16 protein-coding genes are annotated in these 18,591 nt (G+C 69.7%); 9 read left to right on the forward strand and 7 right to left on the reverse strand.

Translation table 11 applies throughout. The features are described 5' to 3' along the window. The 4 genes from cysD to L0H79_RS12045 all read left to right on the forward strand — a co-directional run. On the forward strand, positions 1–1,056 hold a 1,056-nt coding region (gene cysD, locus L0H79_RS12030), incomplete at its 5' end, for a sulfate adenylyltransferase subunit CysD (RefSeq protein ID WP_301484850.1). Continuing rightward, positions 1,056–2,372 (forward strand): sulfate adenylyltransferase subunit 1, encoded by a 1,317-nt coding sequence (locus L0H79_RS12035; protein ID WP_301484851.1) that lies wholly within the window; start codon positions 1,056–1,058, stop codon positions 2,370–2,372. The genes cysD and L0H79_RS12035, both read left to right, overlap by 1 nt. A 113-nt stretch (positions 2,373–2,485) precedes the next feature. After that, complete coding sequence (gene cobA / locus L0H79_RS12040; protein ID WP_301484866.1) at positions 2,486–3,691, forward strand: uroporphyrinogen-III C-methyltransferase; 1,206 nt, start codon at positions 2,486–2,488, stop codon at positions 3,689–3,691. Continuing rightward, positions 3,688–4,593, forward strand: a complete 906-nt coding sequence (locus L0H79_RS12045) for a sulfite exporter TauE/SafE family protein (protein ID WP_301484852.1) — start codon at positions 3,688–3,690, stop codon at positions 4,591–4,593. The genes cobA and L0H79_RS12045 overlap by 4 nt, the downstream gene beginning before the upstream one ends. On the opposite strand, the gene L0H79_RS22230 is transcribed toward L0H79_RS12045, so the two are convergent. The 7 genes from L0H79_RS22230 to L0H79_RS12080 all read right to left on the reverse strand — a co-directional run bounded on the left by L0H79_RS22230 (position 4,580) and on the right by L0H79_RS12080 (position 12,730). Then, positions 4,580–5,566, reverse strand: coding sequence for a hypothetical protein (locus tag L0H79_RS22230; protein WP_367652466.1), 987 nt, complete (start codon positions 5,564–5,566; stop codon positions 4,580–4,582). The two genes, L0H79_RS12045 and L0H79_RS22230, sit on opposite strands and share 14 nt — an antisense overlap. 64 nt (positions 5,567–5,630) lie before the next feature. Next, positions 5,631–6,377 (reverse strand): sulfite exporter TauE/SafE family protein, encoded by a 747-nt coding sequence (locus tag L0H79_RS12055; protein ID WP_301484854.1) that lies wholly within the window; start codon positions 6,375–6,377, stop codon positions 5,631–5,633. Positions 6,378–6,581: 204 nt separating this feature from the next. Next, the gene (locus L0H79_RS12060; protein WP_301484855.1) at positions 6,582–7,235 is read right to left on the reverse strand and encodes a vWA domain-containing protein; all 654 of its coding nucleotides are present in this window, start codon (positions 7,233–7,235) and stop codon (positions 6,582–6,584) included. A 39-nt stretch (positions 7,236–7,274) separates the two neighbouring features. After that, positions 7,275–7,670, reverse strand: coding sequence for a hypothetical protein (locus L0H79_RS12065; protein WP_301484856.1), 396 nt, complete (start codon positions 7,668–7,670; stop codon positions 7,275–7,277). Between the two features lie 211 nt (positions 7,671–7,881). Continuing rightward, a complete protein-coding gene (locus L0H79_RS12070; protein WP_301484858.1) occupies positions 7,882–9,354 on the reverse strand; it encodes an NAD-dependent succinate-semialdehyde dehydrogenase in 1,473 nt (490 codons plus the stop codon). A 58-nt stretch (positions 9,355–9,412) separates the two neighbouring features. Then, positions 9,413–11,305 (reverse strand): FAD-binding monooxygenase, encoded by a 1,893-nt coding sequence (locus tag L0H79_RS12075; protein WP_301484859.1) that lies wholly within the window; start codon positions 11,303–11,305, stop codon positions 9,413–9,415. A 21-nt stretch (positions 11,306–11,326) separates the two neighbouring features. After that, positions 11,327–12,730, reverse strand: a complete 1,404-nt coding sequence (locus L0H79_RS12080) for an MFS transporter (RefSeq protein ID WP_301484860.1) — start codon at positions 12,728–12,730, stop codon at positions 11,327–11,329. 144 nt (positions 12,731–12,874) lie between these two features. On the opposite strand from L0H79_RS12080, the gene L0H79_RS12085 reads away from it, so the two are divergent. The 5 genes from L0H79_RS12085 to L0H79_RS12105 all read left to right on the forward strand — a co-directional run. Beyond that, on the forward strand, positions 12,875–14,380 hold the full coding sequence (locus tag L0H79_RS12085) for a fumarylacetoacetate hydrolase family protein (RefSeq protein WP_301484861.1): 1,506 nt from the start codon (positions 12,875–12,877) through the stop codon (positions 14,378–14,380). Then, entirely contained in the window at positions 14,380–15,084 is a 705-nt protein-coding gene (locus tag L0H79_RS12090) for a GntR family transcriptional regulator (RefSeq protein ID WP_301484862.1), read from the forward strand. Before L0H79_RS12085 ends, L0H79_RS12090 begins: the two co-directional genes overlap by 1 nt. 25 nt (positions 15,085–15,109) lie before the next feature. Further along, positions 15,110–16,666 (forward strand): 5-carboxymethyl-2-hydroxymuconate semialdehyde dehydrogenase, encoded by a 1,557-nt coding sequence (gene hpaE / locus L0H79_RS12095; protein ID WP_301484863.1) that lies wholly within the window; start codon positions 15,110–15,112, stop codon positions 16,664–16,666. Positions 16,667–16,716: 50 nt separating this feature from the next. Further along, a complete protein-coding gene (gene hpaD / locus L0H79_RS12100) occupies positions 16,717–17,880 on the forward strand; it encodes a 3,4-dihydroxyphenylacetate 2,3-dioxygenase (protein WP_301484864.1) in 1,164 nt (387 codons plus the stop codon). Between the two features lie 37 nt (positions 17,881–17,917). After that, positions 17,918–18,591, forward strand: a 674-nt coding sequence (locus tag L0H79_RS12105; RefSeq protein ID WP_301484865.1) for a 2-oxo-hepta-3-ene-1,7-dioate hydratase, incomplete at its 3' end; no start/stop codon positions are given.

Here is an 18,591-nt window from a genome sequence, read left to right on the forward strand (position 1 = left end):
GATCGAGAGTGCACTTCCCCTGATCGAGAGTGCACTTCCCCTGATCGAGAGTGCAGTAGTCGTGATCGAGCGTTCACCTCCGCCTCGCGCAGGCCTGACGACCCGCCACCGCTGGAACGCAACGGAACTCCGGCGGCCGGCACAGCGGCATACGACAACGATCGTCGGCTGGGGCTGCTTGACGTCCTCGAGGCTGAGTCGATCCACATCATCCGCGAGGTCGCCGCCGAGCTCGAGCGCCCGGCGCTGCTCTTCAGCGGCGGCAAGGACTCCATGGTCATGCTCCACCTCGCGAACAAGGCGTTCTGGCCTGCGCCGATCCCGTTCCCCGTGCTGCACGTCGACACCGGGCACAACTTCCCCGAGGTGCTCGCCTACCGCGACGCCACGGTGCAGCGGCTGGGGCTGCGTCTCGAGGTGGCCAGGGTGCAGGACTACATCGATGACGGGCGGCTGCGCGAACGGACCGACGGCACGCGCAACCCGTTGCAGACGCTTCCCCTGCTCGAGGCGATCGCGGAGCACCGGTTCGACGGGGTGTTCGGCGGCGCTCGCCGCGACGAGGAGAAGGCGCGCGCAAAGGAGCGGATCGTCTCGCTGCGCGACGAGTTCGGTCAGTGGGACCCGAAGAACCAGCGCCCCGAACTGTGGAACCTCTACAACCCCCGGCACCGCACCGGCGAGCACGTGCGCGTCTTCCCGATCAGCAACTGGACCGAGCTCGACATCTGGCGCTACATCGAGCGCGATGACGTCCCGCTCGCGCCGCTGTACTACGCCCACGACCGAGACGTCTTCCACCGCGACGGGATGTGGCTCGCGGTCGGGCCGTGGTCGCGGCCGCGCGACGGTGAGCCGGTCGAGCGGCGCATCGTGCGCTACCGGACGGTCGGCGACATGTCCTGCACGGGGGCGGTCGAGTCCGAAGCCGCGACGAACGCCGACATCGTCCGCGAGGTCGCCGCGTCCACGCTGACCGAGCGCGGGGCGACCCGCGCCGACGACCGGATCTCCGAGGCCGCGATGGAGGACCGCAAGAAGGAGGGGTACTTCTGATGAGCAAGCTGCACGGCACGACCACGCTGCTGCGCCTCGCGACCGCAGGCTCGGTCGACGACGGCAAGTCCACCCTCGTCGGGCGCCTGCTGCACGATACGAAGTCCGTCCTCACCGACCAGCTCGCCGCCGTCGAGCAGGTGTCCCGGGACCGGGGGCTCGGCGCCGCGGACCTGGCCCTGCTCACCGACGGGCTGCGGGCCGAGCGCGAGCAGGGCATCACCATCGACGTCGCCTACCGCTACTTCGCCACGGCGACGCGTTCCTTCGTCCTGGCCGACTGCCCCGGGCACGTGCAGTACACGCGCAACACGGTGACCGGCTCGTCGACCGCCGACGTCATCGTCCTGCTCGTCGACGCGCGCAAGGGCGTCCTCGAGCAGACGCGTCGCCATCTCGCCGTGGCCGCCCTCCTGCGCGTACCGCACGTCGTGATCGCGGTCAACAAGATCGACCTCGTCGCGTTCTCCGAGGACGCCTTCCGGGCCGTGGAGGCCGACGTACAACAGGTCGCCGGTGACCTCGGCGTCACCGATGCCCTGGCCGTTCCGGTCTCCGCGCTCGACGGTGACAACGTGGTCGAGCGGTCCCCGCGCACGCCCTGGTATGACGGGCCGTCGCTCCTCGAGCTGCTCGAGACCCTGCCGCCCTCCGACGACGGATCGGTTGGGGGTTTCCGGCTACCGGTCCAGCTCGTCATCCGGCCGCAGGGCGCCGCACGCGACGAGGCGCACCGCGACTACCGCGGCTACGCGGGCCAGGTCGCGTCTGGGGCGCTCCGGATCGGCGACGAGGTCGTCGTCCTGCCCGCTGGGCTGCGCACCCGGATCACCGGGATCGCCGTGGGGGAGCGCCGGCTCGAGGGGGCCGTCGCCGGCCAGTCGGTGGCCGTCGAGCTCGCGGACGACCTCGACGTCTCCCGGGGGGATGTCATCGCCACGGCAGCCGATGCGCCGCGACCGACCAGGGACGTCGAGGCCTACGTGTGCTGGCTCGGGGACATCGCGTTGCGACCCGGCGCCCGGCTGCTGCTCAAGCACGGCGCCCGCACCGTGCAGGCGATCGTCCGCACCGTCGCGGGGCGGCTCGACCTCGACGACCTGTACTTGGTTCCTGCGGAGTCCCTTTCGCTCAACGACATCGGGCGGATCACGCTGCGGCTCGCGCTGCCGGTGCCCGTCGAGGACTACGCGGTGTCGCGTCGAGGTGGCGCTTTCCTGCTCGTCGACGCACACGACGGTCGCACGGTCGCAGCCGGCATGGCGACGACGCCTGCCGCAGAGGCTCGTGAACCGGGGCAGGGGCCGAGCTCATGACCCCTCTCCCCGATCGAGTGTGCACCAATTCGGATCGAGTGTGCGCTACTTCCGAGCCAGAGTGCACGCACCGGGAGCTCCGCTCTCCCGGCGCTGCCCCTACCCCAGTCGGGCTGCCCCTCGTCCTCGACCTCACCTGCCGCCTGGTCGTCGCGGTCGGTGGAGGTCCGGTGGCAGCCCGGCGGGTCGCGGCGTTCGTCGAGGAGGGCGCCCAGGTGCGAGTGATCGCGCCCTACCTGTGCGAGGACCTCCTCGACCTCGTCCACGCCGGTCACATCGCGTGGCACGTCCGTGACTACGCCGGGCCCTCCGACCTGCGTGGTGCCTGGCTCGTGCACACCGCCACCGGCGACCGTGCTGTCGACGAGGCCGTCGCAGCCGATGCCGACGTGGAACGAGTCTGGTGCATCAACGCGACATCGGCGGGCACGACCCGGGCCGGCGTCCCGGCACGCACCCGCGTCCACACGCCCGACGGCACGGTCACCGTGGCAGCGCACGCCGGCGGCGACCCCGGCTTGGCACGCACCGTCCGCGACAGCGTCGAACAGCTCATCGCCACAGGCAAGCTCGACCTGCGCCGCCATCGCGCCCGGCATAGCACCGGTTGGGTCGCCCTCGTCGGAGGCGGGCCCGGGGCCGACGGCCTGCTGACCGCCCGCGGGCACGAACTGCTCCGCAGCGCCGATGTCGTCGTGGTCGACCGCCTCGCCCCTCGAGGACTCGTGGCCAGGCTTCCCGAGTCGGTTGAGGTCATCGACGTAGGCAAGACACCGGGACACCACCCGATCCCGCAGGAGCGGATCAACGGGATCCTCGTCGAGCAGGCCCGGCTCGGTCGCGCCGTCGTAAGGCTCAAGGGTGGCGATCCCTACGTCTTGGGCCGCGGCAGCGAGGAGCGCCTCGCCTGCGAGGCGGCAGGCGTCACGGTCGAGGTGGTCCCGGGGGTGACGAGCGCCGTCTCGGTCCCGGCCGCAGCGGGCATCCCGTTGACCCACCGCGGCCTGGCCCGCGCTTTCACCGTCGTGACCGGCCACGCCGAGATCCCGTCGTTGCCGACCAGTCCCGCCCACACCCTCGTGCTGCTCATGGGGGTTGCCCGCATCCACCAGACGGCAGCCCTGCTCGTCGAGCACGGCCGCGAACCCGCCACCCCGGTTGCGATCGTCGAATGCGGGTGGACGCCCACCCAGCGCACCACCACGGGCACGCTCGCCACCATCGCGGACCGAGCGGTCGAGCGCGGAATCGAGTCGCCCGCGGTCATCGTCGTTGGCGACGTCGTGCGCCTGGCACACGACGTCGAGGACGTCCGGTGAGCACGCTACTGGTGCTGGGGGTCGTCGGCTTCTTCGCTCAGTTCGTCGACGGGGCCTTGGGGATGGGGTATGGCGCCACCTCCGCCTCGCTGCTGCTAACCGTCGGTCTGACGCCGGCGCTGGCGAGCGCTTCGGTCCACCTCGCTGAGCTCGGGACCAACCTCGCATCCGGAGTGGCCCACTGGCGGCTGGGCAATGTCGACCGGCGGCTCGTCCTGCGCCTCGGCGTCCCTGGAGCCGTAGGCGCCTTCCTCGGTGCGACCCTGCTCTCCCACCTCGCGACGGACGCGGCGGCACCGGTCATGGGTGGGGTGCTCTTTCTCCTCGGGGCCTACATCCTCGCCCGCTTCGCGCTCCGTCCACCCGTGATCGCTCGGGCGACGACCTCGCCGCACCGACGTCGCTTCCTCGTCCCACTGGGATTCCTCGGTGGCGTCATCGATGCCACGGGTGGTGGGGGCTGGGGTCCGGTCTCGACCACCACGCTGCTGTCTGCTGGTCGCACCGCACCGCGCACCGTCGTCGGCTCTGTCGACACGTCCGAGTTCCTCGTCACCGCGTCGGCCAGCATTGCCTTCCTCGTCGGCCTCGGCACCGCGGGCATCCACCTCGGCTACGTCCTCGTCCTGCTCGCCGGCGGAGTCATCGCCGCACCGGCCGCCGCGTGGCTCGTCAGCCGCCTCCCTGCGCCCGTCCTCGGGAGCGGCGTCGGGGGCCTGATCGTCGTGACGAACCTGCGTGTCCTGCTCGATGCCGTCGGCGCATCCCGGGACATCAGCCAAGTCGCCCACCTCGTCGTCACGGCCGCCTGGGCCTCCCTCCTCACCGTTGCCGTGATGCGGCAGCGGTTCGCGGTGGCAGCCCGGGATCCCCAACGCGTCAAGGCCATCAACGCCTCCTAGCCAGAAGCGAGGCGCGGCGTGCAGTTCGTGCCAGTCGCACGAACCAGAACCGGCCGGTAGCATCGGCAGGCATCGGCAGGCATCGGGCCCCGTCGTACTGCGGATGTCGCCCGCGCCGGCGACGTGCTGCCTGAGCTCGATGAGGAGCGCCTGTTGCTCCATGCCGGACCCCCGAGCCCCCTCGAGGAGATGTGTGGGCCGATGCGGGCAGGGATCGTCGGGGCCACGTTGCTGGAGGGTTGGGCGGACGATCCCGAGTCGGCGGAGCGGATGGCCAGGGACGGCCAGATCGCGTTCTCGCCGAACCACGACCACATGGTCGTCGGTCCCATGGCAAGCTGCCTGACGCGCTGGACGGCACCACGGGCACCCGCATCGTCCCCGCTGCCACCGCGACCACGAGGAAGCCTGCCTCGGCCAAGGTCTTGATCGCCTCGTACTCCACGATCCGGATCGGCCTCGGTGAGGCGAGTCGCCGCCAGCCACGGCCGGAGTCCTCCGCGACGACCCATCCGTGCTGCGCGGCGAGGTCACTGGCCTTCCACTCGTCGTAGAAGCTGCCGATCGGCTTCGTCGGGTGGGTGAAGGCTGGGTCGCCTTGATCCACAACGGTGTGCGTCAGCATCGCGACGACCTGCTGTGGCAGACCGGCCGTGGCCCGCGCGCTCTGCAGCGACGAGCCGAGGATGTAGCCCAGGCTGCCCTGCGAGTCGGCGACACGCATGTCCAGTGCCAGTTGGGGCAGCTCTGGTGCGCTCTCGGCGACGAGGTCGGAGCGGCGCAGGATGTAGCCGACCTGGGGTCCGTTGCCGTGGGTCAGCACCACCCGCCATCCCCGTTTCACCAGCCCGACGACCTGCTTGGCGAGTCCCTGTGCTGCCTCGAACTGCTCGGCGATAGTTGCGGGCCCGCCACCGGCAAACAGAACGTTGCCTCCGACTGCGACGACTCCGGTCTTTCCAGTGTCCGTCATTTGCCCACGCTGGAGGATGGCGCCGAATCGCGAACGCTGCAGGTCATCCCGGTACGTGCTCAGGTCAAACCAGCATGAAGATTGCGACCACCCCGATGACGACGATGATCGCGCGAAGCACCGTGGGCGACAGTCGACGACCGTAGTGGGCGCCGAGTAGGCCCCCTATCAGGGCACCGATCGCCATCAGGCCGGCCGGGGCCCAGGCCACATGTGCGACCACGGCGAACACGGCGGCGGCGACGACGTTGACGATGAGCTGGAGGACGTTCTTGAGGCCATTGACGCGCTGGAGCGTCTCTGGCAGGCCCAGGCCGAGCACCGCGAGCAAGAGGATGCCCTGGGCGGCACTGAAGTAGCCGCCGTAGATGCCGGTGGCAAACACCGCGAGGGTGACCACCCAACCGCCCTCGCTGGACGGCGCCCGGCGCTGCTCGAGCATCCGATTGAGTCGAGGCTGCAGCAGGACGAGCACGATGGCCAGACCGATGATGACCGGCACGATCGCCTTGAAGGCCGCCGCAGGCAGCACGAGCAGCAGCGCCGCCCCGACTATGGCCCCCACCAGTGAGGCCAGCCCCATGCGCCGCACGCGCTGTCCCTGACCGGCCAGCTCGCGTCGATAGCCGACCGCACCGGTGACTGAGCCCGGGACCAGGCCGACGGTGTTGGTCACGTTGGCCACCACGGGCGAGTAGCCGAAGGCCAGCAGCACCGGGAACGTGACGAGGGAACCGCTGCCGACGACGGTATTGATCGCGCCCGCCGCGACTCCGGCAGCAGCGATGGATATTGCCTCCACAAAGTCCATGACGCGATCATCCCGTCTCCCGAGTGGGGTACCCCCACTGAGGTTGGCGTGCCGTCTGGTGACGGGATCGGCCGTCGGTCGCGCGACCCGGTGCGCCCACGCCCGGCGAGCGACATACGGACTGGGTCCTCACGCCCCCAGGGCGCGTTGGCCCCGGGCCCGCTCACCCCCGGTTCCCTCGTGGGCACCCGCACTCAAGCGGGTCTACTCCCCGGCCGCGCCGCGTTGCTCCGCCGAGAAGGCCAGCAGCGCCTCGAGCTCCTCACGGCTGGCACCCCGGGCCGCCGCGGCCCGGGTGCGGCTGATGTTCCCAGAGGTGGCCCGCATCGCGGCCGCGACCCGGCCACGCGCATACGTCATGGAGTTCGCTGCGCCGACGCCGATGCTCGCGCCGACCTCGATGGCGTCCTGGTCGGCACCCAGGTAGAGGAAGCGCCACTGGTAGGCCTGCGACTGCTGCTCGATGAGCGCCTTGACCTGGGCATGCGTGAGCTCACGGGACGCGTTCTCGTGGCCGTCGGTCATGATGCCGACGATGACCGTGGCAGGACGCTCGGGCTCGGGCAGGGCCGCCAGCCGGGCACCGGCATCGCCGATGAGCCGCCCGATGGAGTCGAGCAGCGCCGTCCGGCCACGCGGGTGCAGCTGCAGAGGCGGGACCTCGCCGACCGGGATGTCGCGGTAGACCTGCTCGTACTCGTCGTCGAACTGGGCGAGCGTGACGCGACACTGCCCGCTTGCCTGGCGCTGCTCATCGATGAAGGCGTCGAAGCCTCCCTCGGTGTCCGACTTGATCGACTGCATCGACCCGGACCGGTCGAGCAGGAAGTAGATGTGGGTGAGGTTCGGGTCGGTCACGGGGGTTTCCCTTCGGTGTCGTTGACGCGGTGACCCGCGTCAGGTGCTGCGGCGCGCGCGGAAGCGCATCGGTTCGGGCTCGTCGTCGGGCGTACGGTGCCGCCCCTCCTCGAGGTCGTAGCGGGCGCGCTCGACTCCCGATGCGGTGACGCGACCAGTATCAGACTGGTATGCCGCCAGCAGCCTCGTGCGCGCCAGGCGCGGTCCCACGGCGTTCTCCGTGAGTCCCGCGAGGTGACCCGCCGCCCGGATCGTCGCTCCCTCTGTCGTGACCGCGGCGGCCATCGCCTCGTCGACCGCCCGGATGACGTGTTCCTGCGCCTCTCGGAGCAGCGGCAGCGCCGCCCCCGGCGACTCTGGGTCGACGCGACCGAGGGCCGCCTCGGCGGCTCGGACCGAGTCGGCAAGGACAGTGGCTCGGGATCGGGTGGTCATCCCCCAGTCTAACCGCACTAACTGCGGCGCCGCAATAGGCCGACGTAGGCTACACGCTCACCGACATCGAGAGTGCAGTTCTTCGCATCGAGAGTGCAGCAATGCTGATCGAGAGTGCAGTTCTTCGCATCGAGAGTGCAGCAACCCCGAGCGACGACGCAACTGCCCGCTGGATGCGCAGCGTCGGTCCGGGTGGCAGGAGCGCAGAGTCTCAGGCGAATGGGTCCGCAGTCAGGGTGTACTTCGTCTGCAGGTACTCGTGGATGCCTTCGGTGCCGCCCTCCCTACCGAGACCAGACATCTTCCAGCCGCCGAAGGGTGCCGCCGCATTCGACACGACGCCCATGTTCAGGCCCATCATCCCGGTCTCGAGTCGCTCGATCATGCGCTGGCCGCGCGCGAGGTTCTCGGTGTACACGTAGGAGACGAGCCCGTACTCCGTGTCGTTCGCGATCCGGACCGCGTCGTCCTCGTCCTCGAACGGCACGATCGCGAGCACCGGACCGAAGATCTCCTCCCGCAGGAGGTCGCTGCCCTCGGGCACGTCGGAGACCACGGTCGGCTCGTAGAACGTCCCGGCGCCGGGAACCGCTCGTCCCCCGGCGCGAAGGGTCGCTCCCCGGCTGACCGCGTCGTCGACCAGCGCCGCCGTCTTGGTCACCGCGCGGTCGTCGATGAGCGGGCCGATCGTCACGTCCGGCTCGGTGCCACGACCGATGACCAGGCCCTTGACCTGCTCGGTGACTCGTCGGGCGAACTCGTCGGCGACGGAACGGTGCACGATGAAGCGGTTCGCCGCCGTGCAGGCCTGGCCGACGTTGCGGAACTTGGCGCTCATCGCCCCGGCGACCGCCTTGTCGAGGTCGGCATCGTCGAACACGACGAAGGGGGCGTTGCCGCCGAGCTCCATCGAGGTGCGCAGCACGCCTTCGGCGGCCTGGGCCAACAGCCGCTGCCCGACCGGCGTCGAGCCGGTGAAGGAGAGCTTGCGCAGCCGAGGGTCGCGGATGATCGACTCCGACACCGGGCCGGCCGAGGAGGTCGTAATGACGTTGACGACCCCGGCCGGCACGCCCGCGTCGGCGAGCAGCGCGGCGAAGAGCAGCGTTGTCAGCGGGGTCTGTGTCGCCGGCTTGACCACCACGGTGCACCCCGCCGCCAAGGCAGGCGCGATCTTACGAGTCGCCATGGCGAGCGGGAAGTTCCACGGGGTGATGAGGTAGCACGGCCCCACCGGGTGCTGGGACACGATCATCCGACCGGTGCCCTCGGGGTTGGCGCCGTAGCGTCCCTGGACCCGTGCCGCCTCCTCGCTGAACCACCGGTTGAACTCGCCCCCATAGGCGACCTCGCCGCGCGCCTCGGCCAAGGGCTTGCCCATCTCGATCGTCATCAGCAGCGCGAAGTCCTCGGCGCGCTCCTGCAGCAGGTCGAAGGCACGGCGCAGCACCTCGGCCCGCTCCCGCGTGGGCGTGGCCGCCCACGCGGGGAACGCGTCCGCCGCTGCGTCCAGGGCAGCCTGCCCGTCGGCCACCGACGCGTCGGCGATCTGGGCGATGACCTTGCCGGTCGCTGGGTCGGACACGTCGAGGGTTCTGCCGCCCTCGGCCGGTCGCCACTCGCCCCCGATGAGGAGCCCGGCCGGCACGCCGGCCAGCAGCTCGTCCTCGTGGTTGTTCGTCATTCGACTCCCTTGTCGTCGCTGGTCACAGGGCTGTCACACGTCGGTGGTCACACGGCTGTCACACGTCGGCGGTGGCGGGAGCCTGGACCAGCATGTTCTGCGCGAAGAACTCCGCGAGCTCGTCGGTCGCGGACAGCGGCAGGATGTGAGCGACATACTGGTCGGGCCGCACGACGACGACACAGCCGCCCCGGTCGACTCCGCGGGCGTCGAAGATGTCGTCCGTCGGGTCGGCTGCGTACACCTTCTCGTAGTCGATCAGCTGGAACGGCCCGGAGCGCGGCAGGAACACCTGCGGGACCTGGCCGATGTCGATGGCCGTGTGGTCCTGCTGGTAGACGACCTTGACGTCGAAGACGGAGTCGAGGTCGGCGCCCGGCTTGGTGTGGCGCACCACCGGGGACTCGTCCGACTCGGCGAGCCACTGCGCCCACGTGTCGAGCGCCGAGCCGTCGGCGTCGGCGAACGCGTAGATCCGCCACCGGCCGTCGGCCCGGGCATGGTGCCCGAGGTGGATCGGGTTCGTGTCGGCGACGCGGTTGGCCATCGCGGACTTGAAGCGCTTGCCGATCGGGTAGCCCTCGGCCAGCCCCTGGTGGGTCGCCTCGCCGGTGACCAGGGACGGCTCGTACTGTGTCATGAAACCGGCCGGGAACTCTGCCGTGTCCACGTAGAACTGACTGAGCGCCTCTGGGCTGTCGAACTCCTCCGGCTTCTTGGCCATGAGGGTCGACCACTCCTTGTCGAAGTCGATGAGGTTCTGGGCGATGACCTGCCGCTCGGCCGAGTAGGTAGCGAGCAGCGCCTCCGGGCTGCGGCCTTCGAGCACCGCACCGAGCTTCCAGCCGAGGTTGAAGCCGTCCTGCATCGAGACGTTCATGCCCTGACCGGCCTTGGCGCTGTGGGTGTGGCACGCGTCGCCGGTGATGAACACCCTGGGAGTCTGCTGCCCCTCGCGGTCGGTCGGGACATCGTCGAACTTGTCGGTGACCCGGTGTCCGACCTCGTACACGCTGTACCAGGCGACGTTGCGGACATCGAGGGTGTAGGGGTGCAGGATCTCGTTGGCCTTGGCGATGGCGGTCTCGACGGTGGTGTGCCGCACCGCGCCGTGATCGCCTTCGGGGGTGTCGCCGAGGTCGACGTACATCCGGAAGAGATAGCCGCCCTCCCGGGGGATGTGCAGGATGCTGCCGTGCTCGGACTGGATCGCACACTTGGTGCGGATGTCGGGGAAGTCGGTGACGGCCAGCACGTCCATGACCGACCAGGCGTGCATGGCCTGGTTGCCGCTCATGGTGCGCCCGATGCAGTCACGCACGAGGCTGCGGGCGCCGTCGCACCCGACGACGTACTTGGCGCGGACGCTTCGCTCGGTGCCCTCGCGCTCACCGGCCGTATGCCGCAGGGTGACCTCGACGGGGTAGTCCCCGTCGCCGATCGTCAGCCCGACGAACTCGAGGCCGTAGTCGGGTCTGGTGCGGGTCGGGGATTTGGCCGCGACCTCGGCGAAGTAGTCGAGGACGCGGGCCTGGTTGACGATCAGGTGCGGGAACTCGCTGATGTGGTGCTCGTCGTCGACCGTCCGCGAGGTGCGGATGATGTTCTCGGGGTTCGCCGGGTCGGGGGTCCAGAAGTTCATCGCGGTGATCCGGTAGGCCTCCGCGATGATCTGCTCGGCGAAGCCGAAGGCCTGGAAGGTCTCGACGCTGCGAGCCTGGATGCCGTCTGCCTGCCCGATCACCAGCCGACCGTCCCGGCGCTCGATGATTCGCGTCGTGACGTCGGGGAACTGCGCCAGCTGGGCCGCGAGGACCATGCCCGCGGGGCCGCTGCCGACGATGAGGACGTCGACCTCGTCGGGCAGCTCGGACGGGCGGTCGATGCCGGTGCCGGCCGCGGCGCGCACCTTGGGGTCTGCGGAAACGTATCCGTGGTGGTGGAACTGCATCATGTCTCTATATCCCGTCCGTCAGTTGGCTGAGGCGCTGGCGTACGCCCGTGGTTGTCCGTGGAAGTGCCCGTTTGCCTGCTCGGCCTCGTGGTCCGGGCCGAGTGGGATGCCGGTGCGGTCGCGCAGCAGCAGGGTAGCGGCGAGGCCGACCAGCGTCATCCCCGTCAGGTACCACGTCACCGCGCTGGTGCCGCCGGTGGCCTGGACGAGGGCCTGGGCGATGGTCGGCGCGAACGCCCCGCCGAGGATCGCCCCGATGGCGTAGGAGATCGACACTCCCGAGAACCGGATGCTGGCCGGGAAGAGCTCGGTGTAGAGCGAGGACTGCGGGCCGTAGGTGAAGCCGAGCCCGATGGTCAGGATCGCCAGGCCGAGGAAGAGCGAGCCGACGCTGCCCATGTTGACGAGCGGGAAGAGTGTGAAGACGCCGACGAGCTGCAGGATCCAACCGAGCACGTAGACCCGGCGGCGACCGAGGTGGTCGGAGAGCCATCCCCCGACGAAGGTCGCGACGAGCCAGGTCACCGCGGAGCCGGTGACGGCCCAGAGCACCGGGGAGGTGGCCAGTCCGATGGGACCCTTCGGGTCGGTCGCGTAGCGCTGGATGTAGCCGCCCGTCGTCATGTACCCGACGGCGTTGTTGCCGGCGAAGACGAGCGCGGCGACGATGACGAGCACGGAGTGCTTGCGGAACAGCTCGACGATCGGCATCTTGGCCTGGTGCTTGCGCTCGGCGATCTCGGTGAAGACGGGGCTCTCCTCGACGCGGCGCCGCACGAAGTAGCCGACCCAGATGAGCACGACGGACAGCAGGAACGGAACGCGCCAGCCCCAGTCGTGGAATGCCGGGCCACGTGCGATCTGTGCCATGAGGGCCATCACGCCGGAGGCCAGGAGCAGGCCGAGCGGCACGCCGATCTGCGGGGCCGCGCCGAAGAGCCCACGCTTCTTGGTCGGGGCGTGCTCGACGGCGAGCAGCGCGGCGCCGCCCCATTCGCCACCGGCCGAGATGCCCTGCAGGATGCGGAGCAGGATCAGCAGGATCGGTGCCGCGAGACCGATGCTCGTGTGGGTCGGTAGCAGGCCGACCAGGGTCGTCGAGATCCCCATCAGGATCAGGGTGAGCATCAGCACGAGACGCCGGCCGTACTTGTCGCCGAGATGACCGGCGAGGAAGGCCCCGACCGGGCGGAAGAGGAAGCTGATCCCGACCGTGATGAACGCGAGGATCTGGGCGAACTGGTCGCCTGCGGGCGCGAAGAAGAGGTCTCCGAAGACCAGGCCCGCGGCTGCGGCATAGATGAAGAAGTCGTACCACTCGACGGTGGTGCCGACCACGGTGGCCATCATCACGCGACGCTGGTCGCGCCGGCTGCTCGGTGTGTCGACGGGGCTGGCCCCGGGGGGTGAGGTGATGCTCATGGGTGTGCTGACTCCTGTGTCGCTTCGACGTCCTTGTCCTCGGGGCGCCCTGGCGTGAGGGATGTGCTTGTCTGTGCGGGGGCACTTGCTCCGATGACGATCATCATATACGATTTTAGATACAACGCAAGAGCAAGGAGGCTCATGAGTACTCAGACAGATGCCGCGGACCCCCGGTTCGCCGCGCTGCCCCACCGCCCCGGCAAGGTCGTCGCGGTCCACCTGAGCTATGCATCCCGGGCGGACCAGCGGGGCCGCCGACCCGCGGCGCCCTCCTACTTCTTCAAACCGTCGAGCTCGGTGTCCGCGTCGGGCAGCACCATCGAGCGCCCGGCCGGGACGGAGCTGCTCGCCTTCGAGGGCGAGATCGCCCTCGTCATCGGAGCGCCGGCCCGACAGGTCTCCCTTGCCGACGCCTGGGCCCACGTGGCGTGGGTGACCGCGGCCAACGACTTCGGCCTCTACGACCTGCGCGCGAACGACAAGGGGTCGAACGTGCGCTCCAAGGGCGGTGACGGTTTCACCCCGATCGGGCCCGCCCTCATCGACGCGCGAACCCTCGAGCCCGGTGCGCTGCGGCTGCGCACCTGGGTCAACGGCACGCTCGTCCAGGACGACACCACGGCAGGGCTCATCTTCCCGCTCGCGCAGTTCGTCGCAGACCTTTCCCAGCACTTCACCCTCGAGCCCGGCGACGTGATCCTCACCGGCACTCCGGCCGGGTCGTCCGTCGTCGTCCCCGGTGACGTCGTCGAGGTCGAGGTCGACGACCCGTCGAGCGGAGCCAGCTCGGGCCGACTCGTCACCACCGTGGCCGAGCACGAGGGTGACGACTACGACGAGACGCTCGGCTCCCTGCCCGGTGTCGACGACGCCCAGCGGATCGCCGCCTGGGGGTCGCGCGAGGCGGCCGGACTGCCGGCAGCAGATGACACCGGTGCCGTCACGACGCTGAGCGAGGCCCTGCGTCACAAGCTCGAGGCCGTCCCGGTCGCGAGCCTGTCGTCCCAGCTGCGCAGGCGCGGCCTGAACAACGTCGCGGTCGACGGGGTGCGAGCGCTGGCCGGGTCGGGCAAATTCGTCGGCACCGCCAAGACCCTTCGGTTCGTCCCGAACCGGGAGGACCTGTTCCGCAGCCACGGCGGCGGGCACAACGCCCAGAAGCGGGCCTTCGACGCCGTCGGCCCGGGCGAGGTCATCGTCATCGAGGCGCGCGGGGAGCACGGCGCCGGCACGCTCGGCGACGTCCTTGCGATCCGGGCGCGGGTGCGCGGGGCGGCCGGCATCGTCACCGACGGCGCGGTCCGCGACCACGACCCGGTCGCGGCGACCGGCATCCCCGTGTATGCCGCTGGGGCGCATCCCGCGGTCCTCGGACGCAAGCACGTGCCCTGGGACACCGACCTCACGATCAGCTGCGGTGGCGCCACCGTGCAGCCGGGCGACATCATCGTCGGTGACGCCGACGGGGTCATCGTCATCCCGCCCGCCGTCGCCGAGGAGGTCGCCGACGCAGCCCTCGGCCAGGAGGAGTCGGACGGGTGGGTCGTGGCACGAGTCGCCGAGGGCCATCCCCTCGACGGGCTGTTCCCCATGAACGAGCAGTGGCAGGCCCGGTATGACGCCGAGCGCGCCGGGAAGGAGACGTGATGACCGGGACGGCGACGGGCTCCAGGGGGACCGCGGGGACCAGCAAGTCCCGCATCGCCCACGACTGGATCAGGCAACGGATCACCGACCGCGACTTCACGCCGGGCTACCGGCTCGTCCTCTCCACGATCGCGAACGAGCTCGACATGAGTGTCGTGCCGGTCCGTGAGGCGATCCGGCAGCTGGAAGCCGAGGGTCTGGTGACGTTCGAGCGGAACGTCGGGGCGCGGGTGTCGATGGTCGACGACACCCAGTACACCTTCAGCATGCAGGCGCTGGCCGTGCTGGAGGGCGCGGCCACGGCACTGGCCGCGCGACGCATCACCGCAGACGATGTCGCACAGGCCCGCCGGATCAACGAGCGGATGATCACCCAGCTCGACTACTTCGACCCGTCGGCGTTCACCGCCCTGAACCAGGGCTTCCACGCCCGGCTCTTCGCGCGGTGTCCCAACCAGCGACTGCTGGAGCTCGTCAACGCCGAGTGGGCTCGCCTCGGGGGCCTGCGGACCTCGACGTTCTCCTTCGTGCCCGGACGTGCGCTGGAGTCGGTGCGCGAGCACGAGCTGATCCTGCGCCTCATCGAGCGGTCGGCACCGCTCGACGAGATCGAGGATGCCGCCCGCCGGCACCGCTCCGCGACGCTGAGGGCCTACCTCTCCCATGAACACGACCACGAGGCCGCCGACCTCCCGATCATCTGACCCACACCGAACCCGGAGGAAGCCCATGACCGCCGCCACCACCTTGACCACGCAGAACCGTGTGCCCGACGACCTGCCCGAGCGCATCCAGCACTACATCGACGGTGAGTTCGTCGACTCCGTCGACGCAGACACCTTCGAGGTGCTCGACCCCGTCACGAACGAGACCTACGTGCAGGCTGCGGCCGGCAAGAAGGCCGACATCGACCGGGCCGTCGCCGCCGCTCGTCGGGCCTTCGCCGACGGCCCGTGGCCGCGGATGCTGCCGCGGGAGCGCTCGCGGATCTTGCACCGGATCGCCGACATCGTCGAGTCCCGCGACGCCCGGCTCGCGGCCCTCGAGTCCTTCGACTCGGGCCTGCCGATCACCCAGGCGCTCGGGCAGGCCCGCCGGGCCGCCGAGAACTTCCGCTTCTTCGCCGACCTGATCGTCGCGCAGGCCGACGACACCTACAAGGTGCCGGGGCGGCAGGTCAACTACGTCAACCGCAAGCCGATCGGCGTCGCGGGGCTCATCACCCCGTGGAACACGCCGTTCATGCTCGAGTCGTGGAAGCTCGGCCCGGCCCTGGCCACCGGGAACACCGTCGTGCTCAAGCCGGCCGAGTTCACGCCGCTGTCGGCCTCGCTGTGGGCCGGCATCTTCGAGGAGGCAGGCCTGCCCCAGGGCGTGTTCAACCTCGTCAACGGGCTCGGCGAGCACGCAGGCGACGCCCTGGTCAAGCACCCTGACGTGCCGCTCATCTCCTTCACGGGTGAGAGCAGCACCGGCCAGCTCATCTTCGGCAACGCCGCACCGTTCCTCAAGGGTCTGTCGATGGAGCTCGGCGGCAAGAGCCCGGCCGTCGTGTTCGCCGACGCCGACCTCGACGCAGCCGTCGACGCGACGATCTTCGGAGTCTTCTCCCTCAACGGCGAGCGCTGCACCGCCGGCAGCCGGATCCTCGTCCAGCGCGGCATCTACGACGAGTTCGTCGAGCGGTATGCCGCCCAGGCCAAGCGGGTCGTCGTCGGCTACCCGAACGACCCGGACACCGAGGTCGGCTCGCTCGTGCACCCGGAGCACTACGAGAAGGTGATGAGCTACATCGAGATCGGCAAGGGCGAGGGCCGGCTCGTCGCCGGTGGCGGTCGCGCCAAGGGCTTCGACGCGGGGAACTTCGTCGCACCAACCGTCTTCGCCGACGTCAAGCCGGAGGCGAGGATCTTCCAGGAGGAGATCTTCGGTCCCGTCGTGGCCATCACCCCCTTCGACACCGACGAGGAGGCATTGGCCCTCGCCAACGGTGTGCGGTACGGCCTCGCCGCATATGTGTGGACCAACGACCTGAAGCGGGCGCACAACTTCGCGCAGGCCGTCGACGCCGGCATGATCTGGCTCAACTCGAACAACGTCCGCGACCTACGCACCCCGTTCGGTGGCGTCAAGGCCTCCGGCCTCGGACACGAGGGCGGCTACCGGTCGATCGACTTCTACACCGAGCAGCAGGCGGTGCACATCACCCTCGGTGCGGTGCACAACCCGACCTTCGGCAAGAACGAGCACCACATCACCGACGTCGACGACCCGGACCCTCGCTGATCCACACCGATCCCATCCATCACCCATCACATCGAAGCAAGGACGCTGACATGAGCACGACCGACCGGACCCTGACCTCCTCGGGCTTCTACGTCTCGCAGGAGGCCCCCATCCGTTCCGACAACCCGGTGCCCACCCCGAAGGCGGCTCCGCCCGACATCCTGCGCTGCGCCTCCATGGAGATCGTCGTCACCGACCTGGCGCGCTCGCGCGACTTCTACGTCAACGTGCTGGACCTGGTGGTGACCGAGGAGGACGAGGACACCGTCTACCTGCGCACCCTCGAGGAGTTCATCCACCACAACATCGTGCTCCGCAAGGGTCCGGTCGCGGCCATCGCCGCCTTCTCCTTCCGGGTCCGCAGCCCCGAGGAGCTCGACAAGGCCGTCGCGTTCTACACCGAGCTCGGCTGCCGGGTCGAGCGCCGCACCCAGGGCTTCACCAAGGGCTTCGGCGACTCGGTTCGTGTCGAGGACCCGCTCGGTTTCCCCTACGAGTTCTTCTACGACGTCGAGCACGTCGAGCGGCTCGCGTGGCGCTACGACCTCTACACGCCCGGCGCCCTGGCCCGCCTCGACCACTTCAACCAGGTCACCCCGGACGTGCCCCGGGCGACCAAGTTCATGCAGGACCTCGGCTTCCGCGTCACTGAGGACATCCAGGACGACGAGGGCACCGTGTACGCCGCGTGGATGCGTCGCAAGCCGACGGTGCACGACACCGCGATGACCGGTGGCGATGGGCCCCGGATGCACCACGTCGCCTTCTCCACCCACGAGAAGCACAACATCCTGTCGGTCTGCGACAAGCTCGGCGCGCTGCGCATGTCGGACTGCATCGAGCGTGGACCCGGCCGCCACGGCGTCTCCAACGCGTTCTACCTGTACCTGCGCGACCCCGACGGCCACCGGGTCGAGATCTACACGCAGGACTACTACACCGGCGACCCGGACAACCCTGTGGTCACGTGGGACGTGCACGACAACCAGCGTCGTGACTGGTGGGGCAACCCGGTCGTGCCGTCGTGGTACACCGACGCCTCGCTCGTGCTCGACCTGGACGGCAACCCACAGCCGGTCGTGGCCCGCACCGAGGCCTCCGAGCTGACTGCGACCATCGGCGCGGACGGGTTCTCCTACACCCGCAGCGGCGACGCCCCCGACGAGCTGCCCAGCTGGAAGCAGGGCGAGTACAAGCTGGGCCACCAGCTCTGAGCACCCTGCCGACCGAGGACGAAGAACAGGAGGAGCGATGCTGCCCAGCGAGGTCATCACGACCATCGCCGACGAGCTCGCCGACGCGGAACGAGACCGCCGGATGGTGCCCCTGCTGACCGCGCGGCACCCGGAGATGACGGTCGAGGACGCCTACGCGGTCCAGAACGAATGGCGCCGCCGCGGTGTCGCCGACGGGCGCCGGCCCGTCGGTCGCAAGATCGGGTTGACGAGCAAGGTCATGCAGGAGGCGACCGGCATCACCGAGCCCGACTACGGCGCGATCTTCGCCGACATGGTGTTCGAGAACGGTTCGGTCATCGAGCACGACCGGTTCTCGAACGTACGGATCGAGGTCGAGCTCGCCTTCGTCCTGTCCGCGCCCGTCTCGGGTGCTGATGCCACCGTCTTCGACGTGCTGCGGGCCACCGAGTACGTCGTGCCGGCGCTGGAGATCCTCTCGTCCCGGATCGAGATGCAGGGCCGCACGATCGTCGACACGATCAGCGACAACGCCGCGATGGGTGGCATGGTCTACGGCGGCAACCCGGTCCGCCCGGATGATGTCGACCTGCGGTGGGCCTCGGCGTTGCTCTACCGCAACGAGACGATCGAGGACTCGGGTGTGGCTGCGGCCGTCCTCAACCACCCCGCCACCGGCGCAGATCTCGGCGACGAGCGGCGAGCCGGAGGACACCCACATCCCGATGA

This window comes from Intrasporangium sp. (genome assembly GCF_030452765.1).
Classification (GTDB): domain Bacteria; phylum Actinomycetota; class Actinomycetes; order Actinomycetales; family Dermatophilaceae; genus Intrasporangium_A.